This window comes from Pseudomonas sp. NPDC088444 (assembly GCF_044900175.1).
Classification (GTDB): domain Bacteria; phylum Pseudomonadota; class Gammaproteobacteria; order Pseudomonadales; family Pseudomonadaceae; genus Aquipseudomonas.
In genome coordinates, this window is record NZ_JBJDNK010000006.1 from 1 (window position 1) to 22,251 (window position 22,251).

Genomic DNA, 22,251 nt, shown 5'->3' on the forward strand with positions numbered 1-22,251 from the left:
AGCAGCACCTGGTTACCGAGACGTTCGGACAATTGGCGGGCGCCCTGCAGCGGGGTTTCCACGGCAACGTCGTAGACGCGGGAGGTGAGGATTTTCTTGACGTACTGTTCGAGCATCGGGAAAGCATCACTGACGAAAAGGGCAAGGCCGAGAAGTCTACCCCGCGTCCCGACCGACGACCACACAAAGACCCGGGTTTTAATCAGGGCATATCGCTATAATGCCCGCCCTTTTTGTGTCCATTGGCCCCCGTGGAGCCCCGCATGACCCAGGATCAACTCAAACAGGCCGTTGCCCAGGCCGCTGTCGACTTCATCCTTCCGAAGCTCGACGACAAAAGCATCGTCGGCGTCGGCACTGGCTCCACCGCCAACTGCTTCATCGATGCGCTGGCCAAGCACAAAAACGCATTTGACGGTGCTGTCGCCAGTTCCGAAGCCACTGCCGCCCGCCTGAAAGGCCACGGCATCCCGGTTTACGAGCTGAACACCGTGAGCGATCTGGAGTTCTACGTTGACGGCGCCGACGAGAGCGACGAGCACCTGAATCTGATCAAAGGCGGCGGCGCAGCCCTGACTCGCGAGAAGATCGTTGCGGCCGTGGCCAAAACCTTCATCTGCATCGCCGATGGCAGCAAGCTGGTGCCCGTGCTGGGCGCATTCCCCCTGCCGGTCGAAGTCATCCCGATGGCCCGTAGCCACGTCGCACGCCAACTGGTGAAACTGGGCGGCGACCCGGTTTATCGCGAAGGTGTGGTGACCGACAACGGCAACATCATCCTCGACGTGCACAACATGAACATCACCAACCCGGTGGAACTGGAAGCTCAGATCAACGCCATCGTCGGCGTGGTCACCAACGGCCTGTTCGCAGCACGTTCGGCGGATTTGTTGCTGTTGGGTACTCAGGAAGGCGTGAAGACCCTGACCCGGTAAACACAACGCCTTACCCTTGTGGGAGCCGGCTTGCTGGCGAATGCGTCAGGTCAGTCACATTGATATCGACTGACACAACGCCTTCGCCAGCAAGCCGGCTCCCACAACAGTCGCGCCTGAGCTGCGACTCTCAGTTGCCGCAAAATCTGCAGGTGCATTCAGGTTCGCATCACTTCTTCTTGAACGAATAAAACAGGTTCGGCTCACTGACGACGTAGATCGTGCTTTCTTCGTCCATCGTCACGCCTTCGGCGCGAGGGATGTTGTGGTCCAGGCCATTCAACCCACGCACCAGCGCCATGAAGCTGACGGCCGTACCTTTCTCGTCCAGTTCCAACAGCAAATGCGATTCAGCCGACAGCGCCAGCAAGTGTCCGGTTTTCTGATCGGCATGCAGGGCCGACAGGTTGCGCATGATCAGGTTGTCATTCACCAGCTTTTGCTTGTCACCCTTCAACACCGCACTGCCATCGGACTTCCAGCTGAACAGTGCAGGTGGGCGCTCTTCGCCCAGCAGGATTTGCTGGTTGCGTGCATCCCACGCCACGCCCTCGAAGGCTTTGTTCTGATCCGCAGAAGGCCCCAGGTCGTATTTCGGAAAGTCGGCGATGTTCAAGGTCTTGGTGTCCGGCGTCACAGTCACCATCGACAGCATGTGCTCACGTTCGTCGACAATCGCGATCAGGCCATTGCCCAGCACCGCTATGCCTTCGGGGTTGCCCCAACCCACCAGCGGAATCTTGCGCAGCACATCGCCCGTCAGGCTCAGCTCGACCAAAAACGGGTTCTTGCCCATCACTGAATAGAGGGTTTTGCTCGCTGCGTCATAGGAAAGGTCCGACGCTTCATCCTTCTCCAGCCCACCCAGCGGCTTGCCGTCGATCACAACCCGGTAATCCGGCAACCAGATGCTGGCATTGCGCTCGGACGCCGAGACCACTTGCTCGCGCAGCCACAACAGACCGCGATCATCCCAGTGCCAGGCGTAAGACAGCCCCACCAGAATCACCGCCAGGGCGATCAGCAGCCAGGACCAGTGAAAACGCGGGCGCGGCTTGGGGGAAGCGAGCGATTGATCAGTAGCGGCCATCGAAACGATCCTGCAAAAGAAAATCCATGGGTGCGGCGCTCTGCGCAGCAATCGGCGAAGGATTATCCAGATCACGTGTGAAAAAAACGGCAATCCACGCTTACTGCAACATCCTGTTCCAAATACGAAAAAGGCCGCCTGCGAATCGTCACAGGCGGCCTTATCAGCGCATACGGATCAGCTCAGCGCACGTCGCTCTCGAAACGGCTCTGGCCCGGCAGTTCCAGCACGATCTGATCGCCCACATGGAATGGGCCGACGCCCGCGGGAGTACCGGTCAGAATCACATCACCGGCCTGCAACGAGAACTGCGAAGCCATGTGCTGAATCATTGGCACGATCGGGTTGAGCATCTGGCTGCTGTTGCCGTCCTGGCGCACCTCGCCGTTGACGGTCAGGCGAATGGCGATGTCGGTCAGGTCTGGGTAGGCGTCCGCCGACACGAACGGGGCAATCACTGCCGCGCCGTCGAACGACTTGGCGATTTCCCACGGCAGGCCTTTCTCTTTGAGCTTGGACTGCACGTCGCGCAGGGTCAGGTCCAGCGCTGGGGCGAAACCGGAAATCGCATCCAGTACTTCTTCACGGCTCGGGTTCTTGCTCAGCGGCTTGCCGATCAACACCGCAATTTCAGCCTCGTAATGCACCGAACCCCGGTCCTGCGGAATGCTGAAACCGCCTTCGATCTCCACCACGCAACTGCCGGGCTTGATGAACAGCAGAGGTTCGGTCGGGACCGGGTTGTCCAGCTCCTTCGCGTGTTCGGCGTAGTTACGGCCGATGCAAACCACTTTGCCCAGTGGAAAATGGACCTTGGTCCCGTCGACGTATTTGTGCTGATAGCTCATGAGCGTTCCTTTATTGCTGCGTCTATTCAGTGGATCGTCGCTTACAGCGCGAAGATCTTGCCCGGATTCATGATGCCGTTTGGATCGAAGACTGCTTTTAGCGCTTTCATGTACTCAATTTCCACCGGCGAACGGCTGTATTCGAGGTAATCGCGCTTGACCAGCCCCACGCCATGCTCGGCAGAGATCGAGCCGTTGTATTTCTCGACGGTCTCGAACACCTTCTTGTTGACCGTCGCGCAACGGGCGAAGAACTCTTCTTTGGGCAAGTGGCCCGGTTTGAGAATGTTCAGGTGCAAGTTGCCGTCACCGATGTGGCCGTACCAGACCACCTCGAAATCGGGGTAATTCTCGCTGACGATGGTGTCGATTTCATTCAGGAACGCGGGCACTTTCGACACCGTGACCGAAATGTCGTTCTTGTACGGCGTGTAGTGAGAAATGGTTTCCGACAGGTATTCGCGCAGTTTCCAGAGGTTCTGCAACTGCTGTTTGCTCTGACTCATCACGCCATCGATGACCCAGCCCTGCTCCACGCAATATTCGAAGGTTTCCAGCGCCTGATTGGCGATTTCTTCGTTGCTCGCTTCGAACTCCAGCAAGGCGTAGAACGGCGTTTTGGTTTCGAACGGCTCCGGCACGTCGCCCCGCGCCAGAATATGGGCCAGGCCCTTGTCGGAGAAAAACTCGAACGCAGTCAGGTCCAGCTTGCCGTGGAACGCGTGCAGCACCGGCATGATCGAGTCGAAATCCGGCGTGCCGAGCACCATGCAGGTCAGGTTGTTCGGCTCGCGATCCAGGCGCATTGTCGCTTCGACGACGAAACCTAGCGTCCCTTCCGAGCCGATGAACAACTGACGCATGTCGTAGCCGGTGGCGTTCTTGGTCAGGTCTTTGTTCAGTTCAAGGATGTCGCCTTTGCCGGTGACGACTTTCAGCCCCGAAACCCAGTTGCGGGTCATGCCGTAGCGAATGACCTTGATCCCACCGGCATTGGTGCCGATGTTGCCGCCAATATGGCTGGACCCTGACGAGGCGAAGTCGACCGGGTAATACAGGCCGTTCTCTTCGGCGAAGTTCTGCAATTGCTTGGTGATGACACCCGGCTGGCAGCGTACGGTGCGGTCCGTGACGTTGAATTCAAGAATCTGATTCATGTAGTCGAACGAGACCACCACTTCGCCGTTCATCGCCACCGCTGCAGCGGACAGCCCGGTGCGGCCGCCGGAAGGCACCAGCGCGATCTTGTGTTCATTGGCCCAACGGACAATCGCCTGCACCTGTTCGGCCGTCTTTGGAAACACGATGGCGCTGGGCGCAGGGGCGAATTGGCGGGTCCAGTCCTTGCCGTACGCTTCAAGGGAATCGGCGTCGGTGAGGACTTTGCCCGGCTCGACCAAGGACTTCAGTTCATCTATCAGCGCAGGCAGCAACATCAACAGAACCCTCGAACAATTCATGGTCATCCTGAGAACGGCTCACGTCGCAGGAACGGGTATTTAGCGGGGCACATATGCTAGCATACCGCCCCCGCAGCGACGTGCCTGAGGCCGACCTGCGATGGCGCCGTTGCGCCGTGAGGCCCACTTTGATGCGGGCCATTCCCTGCCATTTTTCTCCGGGACACAGGTTTACGCAGATGAGCAAGACTTCCCTCGACAAGAGCAAGATCAAGTTCCTTCTTCTCGAAGGCGTCCATCAATCCGCCGTCGATGTCCTCAAGGCCGCCGGTTACTCCAACATCGAGTACCACACCAAGTCGCTGCCGGAAGCCGAACTGAAGGAAAAGATCGCCGACGCTCACTTCATCGGTATTCGTTCCCGCACGCACCTGACCGAAGAAATCTTCGACGGCGCCAAGAAACTGGTCGCTGTCGGCTGCTTCTGCATCGGCACCAACCAGGTTGACCTGGACGCAGCCCGCGAGCGCGGTATTGCCGTGTTCAACGCCCCGTACTCCAACACCCGTTCGGTTGCCGAGCTTGTGCTGGCCGAGGCCATCCTGCTGCTGCGCGGCATCCCTGAGAAGAACGCCTCCTGCCATCGCGGCGGCTGGATCAAGAGCGCGGCCAACTCGTTCGAAATCCGTGGCAAGAAGCTGGGCATCATCGGCTACGGCTCGATCGGTACACAGTTGTCGGTTCTGGCCGAAAGCCTGGGCATGCAAGTGTTCTTCTACGACCCGCTGACCAAACTGCCACTGGGCAACGCCACTCAAGTCACCAGCCTGAACGAGCTGCTGGGCCTGGCCGACATCGTGTCGCTGCACGTGCCTGAGCTGCCATCCACCCAGTGGATGATCGGCGAGAAAGAAATCCGCGCCATGAAGAAAGGCGCGATTCTGATCAACGCCGCACGCGGCACCGTGGTTGAGCTGGACGCACTGGCCGCTGCCATCAAGGATCAACACCTGATCGGCGCCGCCATCGACGTGTTCCCGGTCGAGCCTCGCTCCAACGACGACATCTTCGAAAGCCCGCTGCGCGGTCTGGACAACGTGATCCTGACCCCGCACATCGGTGGCTCGACCGCCGAAGCCCAGGCCAACATCGGCCTGGAAGTGGCCGAGAAGCTGGTCAAGTACAGCGACAACGGTACGTCGGTGTCCTCGGTCAACTTCCCTGAAGTGGCCCTGCCCGCTCACCCTGGCAAGCACCGCCTGCTGCACATCCACGAAAACATTCCGGGCGTGCTCATGGAGATCAACAAGGTGTTCGCGGAAAACGGCATCAACATCTCCGGTCAGTTCCTGCAGACCAACGAGAAAGTCGGTTACGTGGTCATCGACGTCGACGCCGAGTACTCGGATCTGGCGCAAGAGAAGCTGCAGCACATCAAAGGCACCATCCGTAGCCGCGTGTTGTTCTGAGCGCTGCTCCAAGTCTTGGGCTGCAACGAAAAAGGAGACCTTCGGGTCTCCTTTTTTGTGCCTGCCATTTATGCAACGTCACTGACACACCGCCGTACACCTGTGGGAGCGAATTCATTCGCGATGCGGTGGTACATCCGGCAGATATCCGTCGAATGTGCGATTTCTCGCGAATGAATTCGCTCCCACAGGTGTACGGCGGCGCTAGGTCACTTCACCGTAATGGTGATCTTCTGCGACTCAACCGTCGGATTCAGCGGGATGTGGCTCTTGTCGCCCACCAGCAATTGCAGGGTGTGCTGGCCTGGGGTGAGGGTCAGTTCGGTTTCGGTCTGGCCCTTGCCGAAATGACGAATATTGTCAGTCACTGGCAACGGCGCATTCATGTCCGGCTGATCCTTCACGTCGATCAGCAGGTGATGGTGACCGGTCTCTGGCACATCAACGCCAGCAGGCGCGACACCCATGCCTTTGAGGCCGAACTGCACCTTGAAGGTGCCGTTGACCACAGCACCATCTTTCGGCGAAATGATGTAGACCTCAGCGCCTGCGGGCGACGGCGTGCGCGGCACATCGGCGGCCTGCACCAGAAACGTCGAACCGAGCAGCAGTCCAGCCAAGGCAGTTTTTGCAAATAAGGTCTTCATGATCTCTCCCGTTACTTTGTTGGTCTAGACGCCTCATCTGGGACCGCGCACGGAAAGATTCGGTTCAGGGTCCGCAGACAAACGCTCTGGCACGGTAATCACCATAGTCGGATCCGCAGCCTTGAGCGTCGGGAGAGGGGGTTTATGTAGAAGATTTCATATTCCCAGCCGCTAGCACCGCTCTCACAGGAGACTGTGTAAAGCCGCTCTGTTCGCTAAAACGGCTCATTACCCCGACGGCGGAACCAACCGGTCAGCGACAAACGCTCGCGGGTCGCGGGCAGGACTTCATGTGGCATGTCGCCCGACAGAAACACCGCCAGACAGCCCTCCACAGGCTGCACATCGAACGGATCGCCGCCCTTGGGAAACATCCGTAATTGCCCGCCATGCTCGGGCAACCACGCGTCATTGAGGTAAATAACGGCGGAGACCATGCGCTTGTCGTCGTCGCGAAAGCGGTCCACATGCCTGCGATAGAACGCACCCGGCGGGTATAGGGCGAAGTGGCTTTCGAAGTCTTCCAGCCCCAGAAACAAACCGCGATTAAGGGCCTGACGCAGCGCATCCATCACCGCCAGATACTCATCGCAGGACTCCGCCTGAGCGGGCTCCAGCCACTGAATGTGATCGCCCCGAATCCCCTCGCGCACTTCTTGCGCAGCCCCGCGCCCCACGCCCGCAGGCGCAAGCTCACCCTCGGCCGCGCGCTTGCGGCACTCAAGGGCCAGCTTGCGAGTCAGCGCTTCAGGCAAAAAGAGGTTCTGCTGCGACCAGCCACGCTCGGCCAGGTCGTCGACGATTTGCATCAGCAGGGCGTCATCAGGGGATAAGTGCATGGCGCGCATAGTATCCAGACGCCGTGCAATCCAACAGAGCCTGTGGTCTGCGGAAGAAGGAATATTTTTCGGCGTTTAACCGCTCAAGGCGGTTTTACACAAAAGATGGCCGAACCCACGGGTTTTATTGGGGTCTGGCAACTGTTAACTCGACAAATCCCCGCCGCCCCGCCGAGAATAGCGGCCTGCCGACAGGAGTCCCTAATGCGCCGTCTGTTTTTCCTGCTGTTGATGTTCTGCACGCTGCCCGCCTGGGCAGACGGCTACGACCAGTTGTACAAGGTCGCAGGCTGGCCAGAACAACGCGCGCATTTCAATGACGCCCTCAAAGCCGCGCAGCAGCGTTACAAAAACAGCCTGCCGCCTGCGGTATTCGACGCATTGGTGAATAACAGCAATCAACGATTCGCTCCCCAGGCCATGGATCAGCGTGCCGCACAGAAGCTGCGTCAAACGCTTCAGGACCCGAACCCTGCGCTGCAATTCTTCCAGTCACCGCTGGGCCGCAAGATTGTCAACGCAGAGCTGACCGCCACTCGCCCCGACCAGTTGGCCAAGAACGCGCAAGGCTTGCCAAAAATGCAGGCCAGCGATAACCGCCTACTGATCATCGGCCACCTGACCAACGCCCTGCCCGCCAAAGAGGCCGGAGCGGAAGTCAGCCTTGCCATCGCAGGGGTAGCGGCCGATAGCCTGAGTTCGATGATTCCAGGCTTGATGGGTGGCGGCTCGACTCAAGGCATGCTGGAAGGCCAGCGTCAGCGCCTGATGGCGCAGATCGCCAACGACATGAGCAATACGATGCTGTACGTCTATCGAGACTTGTCGGATGCCGAACTGGAAGAGTTTTCGACCTTTGCCGAGTCAACCGAGGGCCAGACCTACTATCAGGCGGCACTGGCGGCGATTAGGGCGGGATTGGCGGTGGGGCAACGCGTGAATTAACACCGCGATCATTGTGGGAGCCGGCTTGCTGGCGAAAGCGTCAGATCAGTCACATCCTCGCTGAATGGCACACCGCCTTCGCCAGCAAGCCGGCTCCCACAAGAGATTAGCGATCTGCCAGCCCCATCGGATTAACGGCGACGTTTCACCCCATCCGCGGCGTCAAGAATTCGAAAAACCGCTCCCGCAACTCCGGCAACTCATTGGCCAGATGATGCCGCGCTTCGTGGAGCATGAAGATCTGCGGGTGGTCGAACTTGTCGTTGAGCACCGCCAGGTTATGGCTCCAGTCTACAGTCATGTCCGACTCGCCCTGTACGATCAACGGGCTCCGTGAACTGTGCGGCGCGCTTTCGATCCGTACGATCCACTTGGCCAGTGCGCCCACCCAAACGGTTGGCAAGCGACGGGGCTGGAGTGGATCAGCCATCAGAAACGGCAGAAAGGCGGGTGCATTGGAATTCTCGCTGAAACGTCGATCAATGCCTTTGACGAAAGCACGCAGCAGGTAATAACTGACCTTCGACCACGTCCATCCGCGCGGCCTCACCAGCGGGGCCAGCAGAATGGACTGGCCGTCGACCGGGCTGTCATCGCCATGGTTGAGCAAGTGGTCGATCACAATGGCCCCACCCGTGCTTTGCCCGCACAGATGCCAGGGCTTGGGCAGCTTGAGGATGTCCGCCTCGGCGAACAGGCGGTCGAGCACCGCTTGATACTCGGCGAAGTCGGTAATGCTCGCCCGGTTGCCACTGGACAGGCCATGCCCCGGCAGGTCGCAGGAAATCACTGCAAAGCCCAGTTCCAGCGCCCATTCGATCACATGCCGATAAAGGCCCATGTGATCGTAGAAGCCGTGCACCAGCACCAGGGTCGCGACGGGGGTTTCCGGGGTCCACAACTGCGTGACGATTTCGTAGCCACCCACCTCGAAACGTCCGAGGCGACTGGTGATCCGGCCATCACGCCCCAGCCCCACCAGACTGTAGAAACGCTGGTAGGCCTGCTCTTGTTCGGAGAGTGCGAGCCCGGCGCTCAAGGGTTGCAGGCCGGCTCGCAGACGATCAGGGTCGAACGTGTTGGACATCAGGATTCCAGCTCAGGCAAATAGGCACACAAACAGTGACGCAATGCCTGTGAGTTTCTTCTGTCCGCACAGGCGTGGCAAGCTACGTCACCCAAATCGAAGCCCAGCCATGACCGCTCAATCACTCACTCGACGCCGCACCGTTTTGTTCGCGCTGATCGCCGTCGCCTGTGCAGCAGGCCTGTGGCTGGGTTACCGCTGGTTTGAGGGTCGATACGTCCGTACGTTCAGTGATCGTGCGGTTCTCTTTGCCGGAGACGTGCTCAGCCTGCCATCGGAGCTTGCGGGGCCGGGGCGAATCCGGGTCGTGCACTTCTGGGACCCCGCCTGCCCTTGCAACGTTGGCAATCAAGAGCACTTGAGTGAACTGGTGGCGCGGTTTTCCGGGGACGGTGGCGTGGACTTTTACGCGGTGCAGAAGCCGGGGTCTCGTGGGCAACTGCCAGCCAACCTGAGCGCCATCAAGCAGCTGAATGCGTTGCCGGGCGCTGAGCGAATACCTTCAAGCCCTGCCGTCGCCATCTGGGATCGGCAGGGCCATCTGGCGTATTTCGGGCCATACAGCGACGGGCTGGTCTGCAATGCGCAAAACAGCTTCGTGGAGCCGATCCTTCAGGCGCTCAAGGCGGACAGGCCGGTGAGCGCCACGCACACCATGGCGGTGGGGTGTTATTGCCCGTGGACGCTATAACCTCAGCCCTATGAATACCCCGGCTGTCGGTCGGGCATCTTTTGTGGGAGCCGGCTCCCACAAAAGCGCAGGCCTGCGATACGGCAAAGAACGGGCGTCCGACGCCGACTACCCAGCCCCACCACAAATCTGTAGCCTTCCGGGCTTCTCTCTGATCTTTCGAGCCCTCGGATGAAACGCAGTCTTTCTGTCGTCGCCGCTGTCGTGATCCTGATCGCGGGTGTCGGGATCTGGTATGTCCACAGCAAGCAACCGGTACGAAGTGGCGATATCGCACTGACGCATCTTCAGGCACCGGTCACCGTGCGCTATGACGAGCGCGGCGTCCCCCACATCAAAGCGGAAAATCAGGAAGACCTGTACCGCGCGCTGGGCTACGTGCACGCCCAGGACCGGCTGTTCCAGATGGAAATCCTGCGCCGTCTGGCCCGTGGCGAACTGGCTGAAGTGCTGGGGCCGAAACTGATCACCACCGACAAGCTGTTTCGCAGCCTGCGCATTCGCGAGCACGCCGATGCCTACGTCGCCCGACAGGACAAGAACACCCCGGCCTGGAAAGCGCTGCAAGCCTATCTGGACGGCGTGAACCAGTATCAGTCCGGACATCCCAAACCCATCGAGTTCGACGTGCTGGGTATCGATAAGCGCCCGTTCACAGCAGAAGACACCTTGAGCATCGGCGGTTATCTGGCCTACAGCTTCGCCGCCGCATTCCGCACCGAACCGTTGCTGACCTACGTGCGCGACCAATTAGGGCCGCAGTACCTGAAAACCTTCGATCTGGACTGGCAACCGCAGGGCGCCCTGCACCCATCGCCTACCTTGACCAGCAAGGACTGGAAGGGCCTGAGCGATTTGGCGTTGATCAGCCAACAGGCGCTGGAAGACGCGGGTCTGCCACAGTTCGAGGGCAGCAACGCATGGGCCGTGTCGGGCAGCCGCACCCAAAGCGGCAAACCGCTGCTGGCGGGCGATCCGCACATTCGCTTCTCGGTCCCGGCCGTCTGGTACGAGGCGCAGCTCTCGGCGCCGGGCTTCGAGCTCTACGGGCACTTTCAGGCCCTTAACCCATTCGCCTTATTGGGCCACAACATGGATTTCGGCTGGAGCCTGACCATGTTCCAGAACGACGACGTGGACCTGATCGCCGAGAAGGTCAACCCCGAAAACCCCAATCAGGTCTGGTACCACGGCGCCTGGGCTGACATGACTTCACGCCCCGAACAGATCAAGGTCAAGGGCGAATCACCGATCACCTTCAACCTGCGCCAGTCGCCCCACGGCCCGATCATCAATGACGTGCTGACTGCGAGTGGCATTCAGGACCACGCCGACACACCGGTGGCCATGTGGTGGTCCTTCCTTGAATCGGACAATCCGATTTTGCAGGGTTTCTACGAGGCCAATCGCGCCGACACGCTGGACAAGATGCGCAGCGCCGCCGAGAAGATACAGTCTCCCGGCCTCAACGTGGTGTATGCCAACGCCAAGGGCGACATCGGCTGGTGGGCCGCCGCACAACTGCCGGTGCGCCCGGCAGGCGTGAACCCGGCGTTCATCCTCGACGGCAGCACCGAGCAGGCGGACAAAAACGGTTTCTACCCGTTCAGCGCCAACCCGCAGGAAGAGAACCCGGCCCGTGGCTACATCGTCTCAGCGAATTTCCAGCCGGTATCGCCGACGGGCATGGAAATTCCGGGTTACTACAACCTCGCTGAACGGGGTCGGCAGTTGGACAGGCAACTGAGCGATGCCTCGGTGAAGTGGACTCTGGAGAACAGCAAGGCGCTGCAATTGGGCACGAAAACCGACTATGCCCAGCAGATCCTGACGCCGCTGATTCCGGTACTGCGTCGAGTCATCCGCGATCCGGAAGAGCATGACCTGATCGAGCGTCTGGCAGCATGGAAAGGCGACTACCCGGTGGACTCGGTCGGTGCGACGCTGTTTAACCAGTTCCTCTACAACCTGTGCGACCAGACCTTTCGCGATGAACTGGGCGACGGGCTGTTCTCTACACTGCTGTCCACAAGGGTAATCGACATGGCGCTGCCAAAGCTGGCCGCCGATGCGAAGTCGCCGTGGTGGAACAATCGCAACTCCAACGAAACCGAGAGCCGCGACAACACAGTGAAAGTGGCTTGGCATGCGGCGGTTTCACATTTGAAATCGCTCTATGGCGTAAATCCGAACGAATGGACCTGGGGCAAGGCGCACACCCTGACCCACGAGCACCCGCTGGGTCGTCAGCCGCCGTTGGACATGCTGTTCAACGTCGGTCCGTTTGCAGCGCCTGGCACTCATGAAGTGCCGAATAACCTGTCCGCCAGCATTACCACCGCGCCGTGGCCGGTAACGTACGGACCGTCTACGCGACGCCTGATTGATTTCGCCGATCCAGCCCATGCGTTGGGCATCAATCCGGTTGGGCAAAGCGGGGTGTTGTTCGATAAGCACTACGCCGATCAGGCCAAGGCGTATATCAGCGGGGAGTATTTGCCGGAGCGGCTCAGTGAGGGGGATGTGGCGGGGAATAGCAAAGAGGTGTTGAGGTTGGTGCCGTCAAAGTAGCACCACCTCACCTTGTGGGAGCCGGCTTGCTGGCGAAGGCGTCAGGTCAGTCACATTTGGGCTTAATGAGACAACGCTTTCGCCAGCAAGCCGGCTCCCACAGGTTTGATGATCGTCCCCACGCTCCGCGTCCAGCATCTGGCAACGCGGAGCGTCGGTGGATGCATTCCCACGCGGAGCGTGGGAACGATCAGGCAACGATCAAACCGGCTCAACCACCTGCGGGCGACGCACTTCCGGCTGTTTCCAGCCATCGGCGGCCGCTTCTTCGATGGCCTGCTGAATGGCCTTCTTGCGCTTCTCTTCGGCACGACGGCTAAAGAACCACACCAGGAAGGTCGCCAGCGACACCGCCAACAGAATCAAGCTGGCAATGGCGTTGATTTCCGGCTTCACACCCAGACGCACTGCCGAGAACACTTCCATCGGCAGGGTCGTCGAGCCAGGGCCCGAAACGAAGCTCGCCAGCACCAGGTCATCCAGCGACAGGGCGAAAGACATCATGCCGCCCGCCGCCAGCGACGGCGCAATCATCGGGATGGTGATCAGGAAGAACACTTTCCACGGACGCGCCCCCAGATCCATCGCCGCCTCTTCAATCGACATGTCCAGCTCACGCAAGCGAGCCGACACCACCACCGCCACGTAAGCCGCACAGAACGTCGTGTGAGCGATCCAGATGGTGACGATGCCACGCTCCTGCGGCCAGCCGATCAACTGCGCCATGGCCACGAACAGCAGCAACAGCGACAGACCGGTGATCACCTCCGGCATCACCAGCGGCGCGGTCACCAAGCCGCCGAAGAACGTGCGGCCCTTGAAGCGTGTGACGCGGGTCAGCACGAACGCCGCCATGGTGCCCAGCGCGACGGCCGCCACCGAGGTGTAGCAGGCGATTTCAAGCGAGCGCGCCACAGCGGCCATCAGTTGCGTGTTGTCCAGCAGGCCGACGTACCACTTCACCGACCAGCCGCCCCAGACCGTCACCAGTTTCGAGGCGTTGAACGAGTAGATCACCAGGATGACCATGGGCGCGTAGATGAAGATCAGGCCCAGTACCAACATCAGGTTCGAGAATCGGAAGCCTCTCATGCCTTGCCCTCCAGTTCTTTGGCCTGGCTACGGTTGAACAGAATGATCGGCACGATGAGGATCAACAGCATCACCACCGCCAGCGCAGACGCCACCGGCCAGTCGCGGTTGTTGAAGAACTCTTGCCACAAGACTTTACCGATCATCAGCGTCTCGGGGCCGCCCAGCAATTCAGGGATGACGAACTCGCCCACCACCGGAATGAACACCAGCATGCAGCCGGCGATGATGCCGTTCTTGGACAGCGGCACGGTGATCTTCCAGAAGCTGTTGAAGGTGCTCGAACCCAGGTCAGACGCCGCTTCCAGCAGGCTCTGATCGTGCTTCACCAGGTTGGCGTACAGTGGCAGGATCATGAACGGCAGGTACGAATAGACCACGCCGATATACACCGCCAGGTTAGTGTTGAGGATCTGTAATGGCTCGCTGATCACACCCAGCCACATCAGAAAGGCATTGAGCAGGCCGTTGTTGCTGAGAATGCCCATCCACGCGTAGACGCGGATCAGGATCGCGGTCCAGGTCGGCATCATGATCAGCAGCAGCAGCACCGTCTGCATTTCTTTGCGGGCGATAGAGATGCCGTAGGCCATCGGGTAGCCGATCAACAGACACAGCAAGGTGCTGAAGAAGGCCATCTTCAACGAGCCGAGATACGCCGAGATGTACAGATCGTCGCCGGTCAGCAGCGAGTAGTTCGCGAAGTTGAGCACGATGTCGAGCTTCTGCTCGGCGTAGGAGAAGATCTCCGTGTACGGCGGAATCGCGACGTCGGCTTCAGCGAAACTGATCTTGATGACGATCAGAAACGGCAGTGCGAAGAACAGGAACAGCCATAGAAACGGAACGCCGATGACCGCGTGGCGGCCACTGGGCGTGATGCGATTGAACGCACGTTTTACTTTTCGAATTTTCATGAGCGCAGTACCACGCCGCTGTCGTCTTCCCACCAGACGTAGACTTCGTCGTCCCAGGTCGGGCGTGCGCCACGGCGTTCAGCGTTGGCCACGAACGACTGAACCAACTTGCCGCAGGCCAGTTGCACGTAGAACACCGAGTGACCGCCCAAATAGGCGATGTCGTGCACCTTGCCGCGGGACCAGTTGTATTCATACGTCGGTTGCTCAGTGGTAATGAGCAGTTTTTCCGGACGGATCGCGTAGGTGATGTGCTTGTCTTCCACCGACGTGCTGATGCCGTGGCCCACATAGATGTTGCGCTCAAGCTCGGGGCTCTTGATCAGCGCGTGACCTTCCATGTCTTCGATGACTTCGCCGTCGAACAGGTTGACGTTGCCGATGAACTCACAGACCAGACGGCTGGTCGGCGTTTCGTAGATATCCACAGGGCTGCCGATCTGTGCGATCCAGCCCAGGTGCATGATCGCGATGCGTTGGGCCATGGTCATGGCCTCTTCCTGGTCGTGGGTCACCATCACGCAGGTCACGCCCACGCGCTCGATGATTTCCACCAGTTCCAGTTGCATCTGCGAGCGCAATTTTTTGTCCAGCGCGCCCATCGGCTCGTCGAGCAACAGCAGCTTCGGCTTCTTGGCCAACGAGCGGGCCAGCGCCACACGCTGACGTTGACCGCCAGACAGCTGATGCGGCTTGCGCTTGGCGTACTGGGTCATCTGCACCAGTTTGAGCATCTCGGCCACGCGGGACTCGATCTCTTCCTTGGGCAGCTTGTCCTGCTGCAAGCCGAAGGCAATGTTCTGCGCCACGGTCATGTGCGGGAACAGCGCGTAGGACTGGAACATCATGTTGATCGGACGTTCGTACGGCGGCATGTCGGTGATGTCGACGCCGTCGAGGAAAATTCGTCCCTCGGTCGGTCGTTCGAAACCGGCGAGCATACGCAGAAGTGTGGACTTGCCTGAGCCGGAACCGCCAAGCAAGGCGAAGATTTCGCCTTTGTTGATCTGCAGAGACACATCGTCCACAGCAACCGTCTCGTCGAATTTCTTGGTGACCCGATCGATTTTGACCAGCACCTGCTTAGGTTGCTGACCACCCTCAAGGGCTTTTTTGTAGGCGCCGGAGGCAACTGCCATGGGTGAAACTCCCAACTGTTTTTGCGCCCGACCGGTACGGCCGGGCGCCAGGTCTTTATTTACCGGATTTGATCTTGGTCCAGCTGCGCGTCATCACACGCTGGATTTTCGGTGGCAACTCGGAGTTGACGTACAGCCGCTTCTGTACTTCCGCGGACGGATAAACCGACTCGTCGTTGCGGATTTCCTGATCCATCAGGTCACCTGAAGCCGGGTTCGGGTTGGCGTAACCCACCTGGTCACTGACCTTGGCGATCACGTCAGGCTTGAGGATGTAGTTGATAAAAGCGTGGGCAGCTTTGACATCGGGTGCGTCTGCCGGAATCGCCAGCATATCGAACCACAGATTGCCGCCCTCTTTCGGGATCGAATAGGCAATGTTCACGCCCTTGCCCGCTTCTTCCGCACGAGCCTTGGCCTGGAACACGTCACCCGAGAAACCGGCCGCGATGCAGATGTCGCCGTTGGCCAAGTCCGTGATGTATTTGGAGGAGTTGAAGTAGGTCACGTAGGGACGCACTTTCAGCAGCTTGTCCTCGGCCTTCTTGTAGTCTTTTTCGTCGGTGCTGTTCGGGTTCAAGCCCATGTAATTCAGCACGGCGGGCATCATTTCGTCTGCCGAATCGAGGAACGCGACACCGCACTTCTGCAGCTTCTTGATGTTCTCGGGTTCGAACAGCACGGCCCAGGAATCGATGGTGTCGACACCCAGCACTTCCTTGATCTTGTCGACGTTGTAGCCAATCCCGTTGGTGCCCCAAAGGTATGGCACCGCGTACTGATTACCCGGATCGTTCTTCTCCAGGCGCTTCATCAGTTCAGGATCGAGGTTGGAATAGTTGGGGAGTTGCGACTTGTCGAGCTTCTGGAATGCGCCGGCCTTGATCTGCTTGCCAAGGAAGTGGTTGGAAGGGACAACGACGTCATAACCGGTGTGACCGGCCAGCAGCTTGCCTTCCAGGGTTTCGTTGGAATCGAAAACATCGTATTTGGTCTTGATCCCCGTCGTGGACTCGAAATCCGCGAGGGTCGTGGTGCCGATGTAATCGGACCAGTTATAAATGCGGACGGTGGATTCCGCGTATGCGCCGACGGCGAGCGTCAGACCGGCTCCCAACAACAAGCCTTTGGAAAATAAAGAAATAGACACGTTTGCAGTCCTTTTCAGTGGGTGAGCCTGTTGGCTCTGCCGACGACAGTAGTGGCTGCCTGTGACAAATCCGGCGCGCAACTTACCCTCGATAAACCCTTCTCGCAAAAAAACTTTTTATCTGCCCGCGCAGGTGGCGGAAAACGCGGATTTCTGTAGGAGTGAGCTTGCTCACGAAGAGGGACTTTCAACCGCCTACGATGGGGGGTGGATGTACCGCTTTTTCGTGAACAAGCTCACTCCCACAGGTCCTTCAGTGATGCCTCAACAGCGTCCGTTCCATAAAGAATCGGGTGAACGTGCCGCAACGGGGCGGCACGCTTCGACCAGGCTTATTTGCCCGATTTGATGTTGGTCCAGCTGCGGGTCATCAGACGCTGAGTCGCTGCAGGCAGGTCAGCAATCGCATACAACTTGGCCAGAACATCGGCTGGCGGATAAACGCCCGGGTCGGAAGTAATTTCCTTGTCGACGAACTCGGTCGCAGCCTTGTTACCGTTCGGGAAGTGAACAGCGTTGGTGATTTCGGCCATCACCTTCGGTTGCAGAATGAAGTTCATGAACTTGTAGGCGCCTTCGACGTTCTCGGCGTCTTTAGGGATCGCGACCATGTCGTAGAAGCTGCCAGCACCCTCTTTCGGAATGTTGTAGCTGACTTTGACCTTGCCACCGGCTTCTTCAGCACGGGCCTTGGCCTGGTACACGTCACCCGAGTAACCCACGGCTACGCAGATGTTGCCGTTGGCCAGGTCCGAGATGTACTTGGAGGAGTGGAAGTAGGTGACCGAAGGACGAATCTTCTTGAACAGCGCTTCGGCTTTCTCGATGTCTTCTTTCTTCTGGCTGTCGGTTGGCAGGCCCAGGTAATGCAGCGCGACTGGCAGCATTTCGGTCGGAGAATCGAGGAAGCTGATGCCACAGGCTTTCAGTTTGGCGGCGTTTTCAGGCTTGAACAGCAGATCCCACGAGTTGGTCGGTGCGTCGGCGCCCAGCGCGGCCTTGACTTTCTCAGGGTTGAAACCGATACCGATCGAACCCCACATGTACGGGAAGGCGTGCTTGTTATCCGGGTCGCTGACCGACACGGCCTTCAACAGCGCAGGGTCGAGGTTTTTGTAGTTAGGCAGCTTGGACTTGTCCAGCTCTTGATAAACACCGGCCTTGATCTGTTTGGCCAGGAAGTTGTTCGACGGTACGACGATGTCGTAGCCCGATTTGCCCGCCAGCAGTTTGGCTTCCAGGGTCTCGTTGCTGTCGAAAACGTCGTACACCACTTTGATACCCGACTCTTTTTCGAAGTCGGCGATGGTGTTTGGCGCGATGTAATCGGACCAGTTATAGACGTGCAGAACTTTGTCATCGGCGTTCGCAGCAGCCACTGCGCCCATCAGGGACAAGGCGAGGAGGGTTTTGCCAAATTTCTTCATTCGTACAGCTCCAATGTTTTATGTTAGCGGCGACTAAAACAACCGTTAGTCTGGCAATTTCCTGGGCGGGCTTACAAGCAGAGCGGCCTGCCTTGTTGCATAACTTTCAAAGATTTCATCTGCACGCCAACAACCTGTCTCTTTGTAGGAGTGAGCTTGGTCTGGGCCACATCCGGACGATAGCGTCCAATCAGACGCTGCATCTGCGAGTGACAACCGCAATCGCGAGCAAGCTCACTCCTACAGTCCATCACTTACTCAACTCGGCCAACGTCAGGTCCAGGCATTTGCGTGCCTTTTCCACCAACTCATCGATCTCTGCAAAGCTGATCACCAGCGGTGGCGAGATGATCATCGTGTCCCCCACCGCGCGCATAATCAGTCCGTTATTGAAGCAGAATGTCCGGCAGATCATGCCCACGCCGAGATCGGCATAGCGTTCGCGAGTGGCTTTGTCCTTCACCAGTTCGATGGCGCCGAGCATGCCGACACCCCGAACTTCACCCACCAAAGGATGATCGCTCAACTCACGCAAACGCTTTTGCAAGTATGGTGCCGTTTCTGCTTTCACCCGCTCGACGATCTTCTCTTCGCGCAGGATGCGTATGTTTTCCAGACCCACCGCCGCCGCCACCGGGTGACCGGAATAGGTGAAGCCGTGGTTGAAATCGCCACCCTCGTTGAGCACCGCGACCACTTCGTCTCGCACGATCACGCCGCCCATGGGGATATAACCGGAGGTCAGGCCCTTGGCGATGGTCATCAGGTCCGGCTTGAGGTCGTAGAAATCGCTACCGAACCACTCACCCGTGCGGCCAAAGCCACAGATCACTTCATCGGCCACGAACAGGATGTCGTACTTGGCGAGGATCTCTTTGATCTTTGGCCAGTAGGTGTCTGGCGGGACGATCACGCCACCCGCGCCCTGGATCGGCTCGGCGATGAACGCACCGACGTTGTCCACGCCCAGTTCGAGAATTTTCTTTTCCAGTTGCTCGGCGGCCCAGACGCCGAACTCGTCCGGGGTCATGTCGCCGCCTTCGCCGAACCAATAAGGCTGCGGAATGTGGACGATGCCCGGAATCGGCAGGTCGCCCTGCTCGTGCATGTAGGTCATACCGCCCAGGCTCGCGCCCGCCACGGTAGAGCCGTGATAGCCATTCTTGCGGCTGATGATGGTCTTCTTGCTCGGCTTGCCTTTGATCGCCCAGTAATGACGAACCAGACGCAGCACGGTGTCGTTGCCTTCGGAGCCGGAACCGGTGAAGAACACGTGGTTCATGCCGTCGGGGGCAATTTCGGAAATCGCTTTGGCCAGTTGCAACGCAGGCGGGTGCGCGGTCTGGAAGAACAGGTTGTAGTAAGGCAGCTCGCGCATCTGCTGGCTGGCAGCCTCGGCCAATTCGTCGCGGCCATACCCCACCGCCACGCACCACAGCCCAGCCATGCCGTCGAGGATCTTGTTGCCTTCGCTGTCCCAGAGGTAAACGCCCTTGGCGTGGGTGATGATGCGCGGGCCTTTCTCTTTAAGCTGTTTGAAGTCGCTGAACGGCGCCAGGTGATGATCGTTGCTGAGCGCTTGCCATTCGCGGGTTTGCGGATTGTTGGAACTCATGAACCACTCCATTAGCTGCGTATCGCGTGTGGGCGCCGTCTGACTTCCCAGGCTCGACGGCGCCCATAGACTTCAGACGGCAAAGAGCAGGAACTCCCGCTCCCAGGAACTGATCACACGCTTGAAGTTTTCGTGCTCGGCGCGCTTGACCGCGACGTAGCCGGTGACGAAGGTCTTGCCGAGGTATTTCTCGACGGTCTTGCTGTTTTCCATCCGTTCCAGCGCATCCTCGATGGTCAGCGGCAGGCGCAGGTTGCGGCGCTCGTAGCCACGGCCCACCACCGGCGCGCTCGGATTCAACCCTTCGACCATGCCGATGAAGCCGCACAACAGACTCGCGGCGATGGCCAGATACGGGTTGGCGTCGGCGCCCGGCAGGCGGTTTTCAACGCGCCGGTTCTGCGGCGAGGCATCCGGAACACGCAGGCCCACGGTGCGGTTTTCTTCGCCCCACTCCACGTTCACGGGCGCCGAGGTGTCGGGCAGGAAGCGGCGGAACGAGTTGACGTTGGGCGCGAACAGCGGCAACAGTTCGGGAATCAGCTTCTGCAGACCACCAATGTGCTGCAGGAACAACTGGCTCATGGTCCCGTCTTCATTGGAGAAGATGCTTTTGCCCGTCTCGATGTCGATGATGCTCTGGTGCAGGTGCATGGCGCTGCCTGGCTCGCCGGTCATGGGCTTGGCCATGAAGGTCGCCGCCACGTCATGCTTGAGCGCGGCCTCACGCATGGTGCGCTTGAACACCAGAATCTGGTCGGCCAGATGCAGCGCGTCACCGTGACGGAAGTTGATTTCCATCTGCGCCGTGCCGTCTTCGTGAATCAGGGTATCAAGGTCCAGATTCTGCAGTTCGCACCAGTCGTAGACGTCTTCGAACAGCGGATCGAATTCGTTCGCCGCTTCGATAGAGAAGGACTGGCGACCGGTTTCCGGACGGCCCGAACGGCCTACCGGCGGCTGCAACGGGTAGTCAGGGTCGTCGCTGCGCTTGGTCAGGTAAAACTCCATCTCCGGCGCCACGATCGGCTGCCAGCCTTGATCGGCGTAGAGCTTGAGCACTTTCTTCAAGACGTTGCGCGGCGACAGCTCGATGGGGTTGCCCTGCTTGTCGTAGGTGTCGTGAATCACCTGCGCAGTAGGCTCGATGGCCCAAGGGACCAGAAACACCGCATTCTGGTCAGGACGGCAGAACATATCGATGTCGGCAGCGTCCAGTAGCTCGTAATAGATGTCGTCTTCGACGTAGTCCCCGGTCACGGTTTGCAGCAGAACGCTTTCCGGCAGGCGCATGCCCTTTTCGGCAATGAACTTGTTGGTCGGGGAAATCTTGCCGCGAGTGATACCGGTGAGGTCGGAGATCATGCACTCGACTTCGGTAATCCTGTGTTCTTTCAACCAATCGGTGAGCTGGTCGAGGTTGGTACTCATAAATACCTCAGGGTTTTCGGTGTCCTGGTAGCTGAATTAGCTAGCAGGGGCTATCTGGACGCTTCGGCGTCACGCTGTCTTGCCCGTTTTCGGCAGGCATCGCCAAATGCCTGCAGAATTGAAAGATAGTCGGGGTTCTGCGTGACTTGCCACTCCGGGTGCCACTGAACGCCAAGCGCGAATACATCGGCCGAAGCAAAAGACGCGCCCGATGGTACGGAGATCGCTTCAATCAAGCCATCCGGCGCGGTGGCTTCGACGCGCAGACCGGGTGCAAGACGCTCGATTCCCTGACCGTGAATTGAATTGACACGAATTTCTTCTGGCAATCCCAATCCAGCCAACACACCACCCGGCTCAATGTGCATCGGATGACTCGGAGCGTATTGAATTTCAACGGGTTCATTGTCTGGCTCACGATGATCCATAAAGGTTCCAGTCTCATGAACCTTCTGATGCAGACTGCCGCCAAACGCCACATTCATCTCCTGAAAACCACGGCAAATCCCCAATACCGGCACGCCAGCAGCCACAGCGGCGCGAATAAGGGGTAAGGTGGTGGCGTCGCGTGCAGGATCATGAGCAGTGCCCGGCGCGCTGGCTGGACCGCTATAGTGATAGGGTTCGACGTTGGAGGGAGATCCGGTGAAGAGCAAACCATCGACCACCGAGAGGATATCGGCCGGATCGATGAGCTCTGCCAGTGACGGCAAAATCAGCGGCAAGCCCTTGGCAGCGACGGCGACTGCGCGGACGTACTTGTCGCCGCTGATGTGATAGGCATGCGAGCCGATTTGCTGAGTGCAGGCTGTGACGCCGATCAGCGGAAGGCGAGACATGTGACCCCCGGCGTTATTGCTGTTATGGGTTGCGACCGAGCTTAGCCTTGTTCATTTTTTTACACAACAACCCCGTAAAAAATAAAACACGCCCCGCTCAAGATCGCAGTTCCCGAGAC

19 protein-coding genes and 1 pseudogene are annotated in these 22,251 nt (G+C 59.0%); 5 read left to right on the forward strand and 15 right to left on the reverse strand.

The genetic code is table 11. From position 1 onward, the window contains the following. A partial coding sequence (locus ACI2KB_RS12935) for a hypothetical protein (protein ID WP_404635680.1) occupies positions 1 to 116 on the reverse strand: 116 nt, incomplete at its 3' end. A gap of 147 nt (positions 117 to 263) precedes the next feature. Between ACI2KB_RS12935 and rpiA the strand changes: the two genes are divergently transcribed. Continuing rightward, the gene (gene rpiA, locus ACI2KB_RS12940) at positions 264 to 935 is read left to right on the forward strand and encodes a ribose-5-phosphate isomerase RpiA (protein ID WP_404635048.1); all 672 of its coding nucleotides are present in this window, start codon (positions 264 to 266) and stop codon (positions 933 to 935) included. A 169-nt stretch (positions 936 to 1,104) separates the two neighbouring features. On the opposite strand, the gene ACI2KB_RS12945 is transcribed toward rpiA, so the two are convergent. The 3 genes from ACI2KB_RS12945 to ACI2KB_RS12955 all read right to left on the reverse strand — a co-directional run bounded on the left by ACI2KB_RS12945 (position 1,105) and on the right by ACI2KB_RS12955 (position 4,309). Next, positions 1,105 to 2,025: an SdiA-regulated domain-containing protein gene (locus tag ACI2KB_RS12945; protein WP_404635050.1), complete on the reverse strand. Its 921-nt coding sequence runs from the start codon at positions 2,023 to 2,025 to the stop codon at positions 1,105 to 1,107. Positions 2,026 to 2,207: 182 nt separating this feature from the next. Then, positions 2,208 to 2,873, reverse strand: a complete 666-nt coding sequence (locus ACI2KB_RS12950; protein ID WP_404635052.1) for a fumarylacetoacetate hydrolase family protein — start codon at positions 2,871 to 2,873, stop codon at positions 2,208 to 2,210. 41 nt (positions 2,874 to 2,914) lie between these two features. Then, the gene (locus ACI2KB_RS12955) at positions 2,915 to 4,309 is read right to left on the reverse strand and encodes an FAD-binding oxidoreductase (RefSeq protein WP_404635682.1); all 1,395 of its coding nucleotides are present in this window, start codon (positions 4,307 to 4,309) and stop codon (positions 2,915 to 2,917) included. Positions 4,310 to 4,512: 203 nt separating this feature from the next. Here ACI2KB_RS12955 and serA point away from each other — a divergent pair, with 203 nt between their 5' ends. Next, the gene (gene serA, locus ACI2KB_RS12960; RefSeq protein WP_404635054.1) at positions 4,513 to 5,742 is read left to right on the forward strand and encodes a phosphoglycerate dehydrogenase; all 1,230 of its coding nucleotides are present in this window, start codon (positions 4,513 to 4,515) and stop codon (positions 5,740 to 5,742) included. A gap of 209 nt (positions 5,743 to 5,951) precedes the next feature. Here serA and ACI2KB_RS12965 read toward each other — a convergent pair whose 3' ends face one another. Next, positions 5,952 to 6,389: a DUF4399 domain-containing protein gene (locus tag ACI2KB_RS12965; RefSeq protein ID WP_404635056.1), complete on the reverse strand. Its 438-nt coding sequence runs from the start codon at positions 6,387 to 6,389 to the stop codon at positions 5,952 to 5,954. A gap of 215 nt (positions 6,390 to 6,604) precedes the next feature. Beyond that, the gene (locus tag ACI2KB_RS12970; protein WP_404635058.1) at positions 6,605 to 7,237 is read right to left on the reverse strand and encodes a 2OG-Fe(II) oxygenase; all 633 of its coding nucleotides are present in this window, start codon (positions 7,235 to 7,237) and stop codon (positions 6,605 to 6,607) included. A 195-nt stretch (positions 7,238 to 7,432) separates the two neighbouring features. Between ACI2KB_RS12970 and ACI2KB_RS12975 the strand changes: the two genes are divergently transcribed. Beyond that, positions 7,433 to 8,173 (forward strand): DUF2059 domain-containing protein, encoded by a 741-nt coding sequence (locus tag ACI2KB_RS12975; RefSeq protein ID WP_404635060.1) that lies wholly within the window; start codon positions 7,433 to 7,435, stop codon positions 8,171 to 8,173. A 145-nt stretch (positions 8,174 to 8,318) separates the two neighbouring features. Here ACI2KB_RS12975 and ACI2KB_RS12980 read toward each other — a convergent pair whose 3' ends face one another. Further along, positions 8,319 to 9,260: an alpha/beta hydrolase gene (locus ACI2KB_RS12980; protein ID WP_404635062.1), complete on the reverse strand. Its 942-nt coding sequence runs from the start codon at positions 9,258 to 9,260 to the stop codon at positions 8,319 to 8,321. A gap of 109 nt (positions 9,261 to 9,369) precedes the next feature. Between ACI2KB_RS12980 and ACI2KB_RS12985 the strand changes: the two genes are divergently transcribed. Together ACI2KB_RS12985 and ACI2KB_RS12990 are read left to right on the forward strand one after the other, a co-directional pair. Beyond that, a complete protein-coding gene (locus tag ACI2KB_RS12985; protein ID WP_404635064.1) occupies positions 9,370 to 9,951 on the forward strand; it encodes a DUF6436 domain-containing protein in 582 nt (193 codons plus the stop codon). 171 nt (positions 9,952 to 10,122) lie between these two features. After that, the gene (locus tag ACI2KB_RS12990; RefSeq protein WP_404635066.1) at positions 10,123 to 12,522 is read left to right on the forward strand and encodes a penicillin acylase family protein; all 2,400 of its coding nucleotides are present in this window, start codon (positions 10,123 to 10,125) and stop codon (positions 12,520 to 12,522) included. Between the two features lie 211 nt (positions 12,523 to 12,733). Here the strand turns inward: ACI2KB_RS12990 and ACI2KB_RS12995 are convergent. From ACI2KB_RS12995 to ACI2KB_RS13030, 8 genes and pseudogenes are all read right to left on the reverse strand, one after another. Continuing rightward, positions 12,734 to 13,614, reverse strand: a pseudogene (locus ACI2KB_RS12995) (ABC transporter permease subunit). Continuing rightward, a complete protein-coding gene (locus ACI2KB_RS13000; RefSeq protein ID WP_404635068.1) occupies positions 13,611 to 14,531 on the reverse strand; it encodes an ABC transporter permease subunit in 921 nt (306 codons plus the stop codon). The pseudogene ACI2KB_RS12995 and the gene ACI2KB_RS13000 overlap by 4 nt, the downstream one beginning before the upstream one ends. After that, entirely contained in the window at positions 14,528 to 15,670 is a 1,143-nt protein-coding gene (gene potA / locus ACI2KB_RS13005) for a polyamine ABC transporter ATP-binding protein (protein WP_404635070.1), read from the reverse strand. Before potA ends, ACI2KB_RS13000 begins: the two co-directional genes overlap by 4 nt. Before the next feature lie 55 nt (positions 15,671 to 15,725). After that, positions 15,726 to 16,820 (reverse strand): polyamine ABC transporter substrate-binding protein, encoded by a 1,095-nt coding sequence (locus tag ACI2KB_RS13010; RefSeq protein WP_404635072.1) that lies wholly within the window; start codon positions 16,818 to 16,820, stop codon positions 15,726 to 15,728. 332 nt (positions 16,821 to 17,152) lie between these two features. Further along, positions 17,153 to 18,247 carry a polyamine ABC transporter substrate-binding protein gene (locus ACI2KB_RS13015; RefSeq protein WP_404635074.1) on the reverse strand — a complete coding sequence of 365 codons (1,095 nt, stop codon included), beginning with the start codon at positions 18,245 to 18,247 and terminating at the stop codon, positions 17,153 to 17,155. 250 nt (positions 18,248 to 18,497) lie between these two features. After that, positions 18,498 to 19,862 carry an aspartate aminotransferase family protein gene (locus ACI2KB_RS13020; RefSeq protein ID WP_404635076.1) on the reverse strand — a complete coding sequence of 455 codons (1,365 nt, stop codon included), beginning with the start codon at positions 19,860 to 19,862 and terminating at the stop codon, positions 18,498 to 18,500. Between the two features lie 72 nt (positions 19,863 to 19,934). After that, the gene (locus tag ACI2KB_RS13025) at positions 19,935 to 21,293 is read right to left on the reverse strand and encodes a glutamine synthetase family protein (protein ID WP_404635078.1); all 1,359 of its coding nucleotides are present in this window, start codon (positions 21,291 to 21,293) and stop codon (positions 19,935 to 19,937) included. A 50-nt stretch (positions 21,294 to 21,343) separates the two neighbouring features. Continuing rightward, positions 21,344 to 22,132, reverse strand: coding sequence for a gamma-glutamyl-gamma-aminobutyrate hydrolase family protein (locus ACI2KB_RS13030; protein ID WP_404635080.1), 789 nt, complete (start codon positions 22,130 to 22,132; stop codon positions 21,344 to 21,346). Positions 22,133 to 22,251: the final 119 nt, after the last annotated feature.

What these genes read in the sequence shown, in the direction of transcription:
- rpiA (WP_404635048.1), top strand. Translation starts at nt 264, where the DNA reads ATGACCCAGGATCAACTCAAACAGGCCGTTGCCCAGGCCGCTGTCGAC.
- ACI2KB_RS12945 (WP_404635050.1), bottom strand. Translation starts at nt 2,025, where the DNA reads ATGGCCGCTACTGATCAATCGCTCGCTTCCCCCAAGCCGCGCCCGCGT.
- ACI2KB_RS12950 (WP_404635052.1), bottom strand. Translation starts at nt 2,873, where the DNA reads ATGAGCTATCAGCACAAATACGTCGACGGGACCAAGGTCCATTTTCCA.
- ACI2KB_RS12955 (WP_404635682.1), bottom strand. Translation starts at nt 4,309, where the DNA reads ATGTTGCTGCCTGCGCTGATAGATGAACTGAAGTCCTTGGTCGAGCCG.
- serA (WP_404635054.1), top strand. Translation starts at nt 4,513, where the DNA reads ATGAGCAAGACTTCCCTCGACAAGAGCAAGATCAAGTTCCTTCTTCTC.
- ACI2KB_RS12965 (WP_404635056.1), bottom strand. Translation starts at nt 6,389, where the DNA reads ATGAAGACCTTATTTGCAAAAACTGCCTTGGCTGGACTGCTGCTCGGT.
- ACI2KB_RS12970 (WP_404635058.1), bottom strand. Translation starts at nt 7,237, where the DNA reads ATGCGCGCCATGCACTTATCCCCTGATGACGCCCTGCTGATGCAAATC.
- ACI2KB_RS12975 (WP_404635060.1), top strand. Translation starts at nt 7,433, where the DNA reads ATGCGCCGTCTGTTTTTCCTGCTGTTGATGTTCTGCACGCTGCCCGCC.
- ACI2KB_RS12980 (WP_404635062.1), bottom strand. Translation starts at nt 9,260, where the DNA reads ATGTCCAACACGTTCGACCCTGATCGTCTGCGAGCCGGCCTGCAACCC.
- ACI2KB_RS12985 (WP_404635064.1), top strand. Translation starts at nt 9,370, where the DNA reads ATGACCGCTCAATCACTCACTCGACGCCGCACCGTTTTGTTCGCGCTG.
- ACI2KB_RS12990 (WP_404635066.1), top strand. Translation starts at nt 10,123, where the DNA reads ATGAAACGCAGTCTTTCTGTCGTCGCCGCTGTCGTGATCCTGATCGCG.
- ACI2KB_RS13000 (WP_404635068.1), bottom strand. Translation starts at nt 14,531, where the DNA reads ATGAAAATTCGAAAAGTAAAACGTGCGTTCAATCGCATCACGCCCAGT.
- potA (WP_404635070.1), bottom strand. Translation starts at nt 15,670, where the DNA reads ATGGCAGTTGCCTCCGGCGCCTACAAAAAAGCCCTTGAGGGTGGTCAG.
- ACI2KB_RS13015 (WP_404635074.1), bottom strand. Translation starts at nt 18,247, where the DNA reads ATGAAGAAATTTGGCAAAACCCTCCTCGCCTTGTCCCTGATGGGCGCA.
- ACI2KB_RS13020 (WP_404635076.1), bottom strand. Translation starts at nt 19,862, where the DNA reads ATGAGTTCCAACAATCCGCAAACCCGCGAATGGCAAGCGCTCAGCAAC.
- ACI2KB_RS13025 (WP_404635078.1), bottom strand. Translation starts at nt 21,293, where the DNA reads ATGAGTACCAACCTCGACCAGCTCACCGATTGGTTGAAAGAACACAGG.
- ACI2KB_RS13030 (WP_404635080.1), bottom strand. Translation starts at nt 22,132, where the DNA reads ATGTCTCGCCTTCCGCTGATCGGCGTCACAGCCTGCACTCAGCAAATC.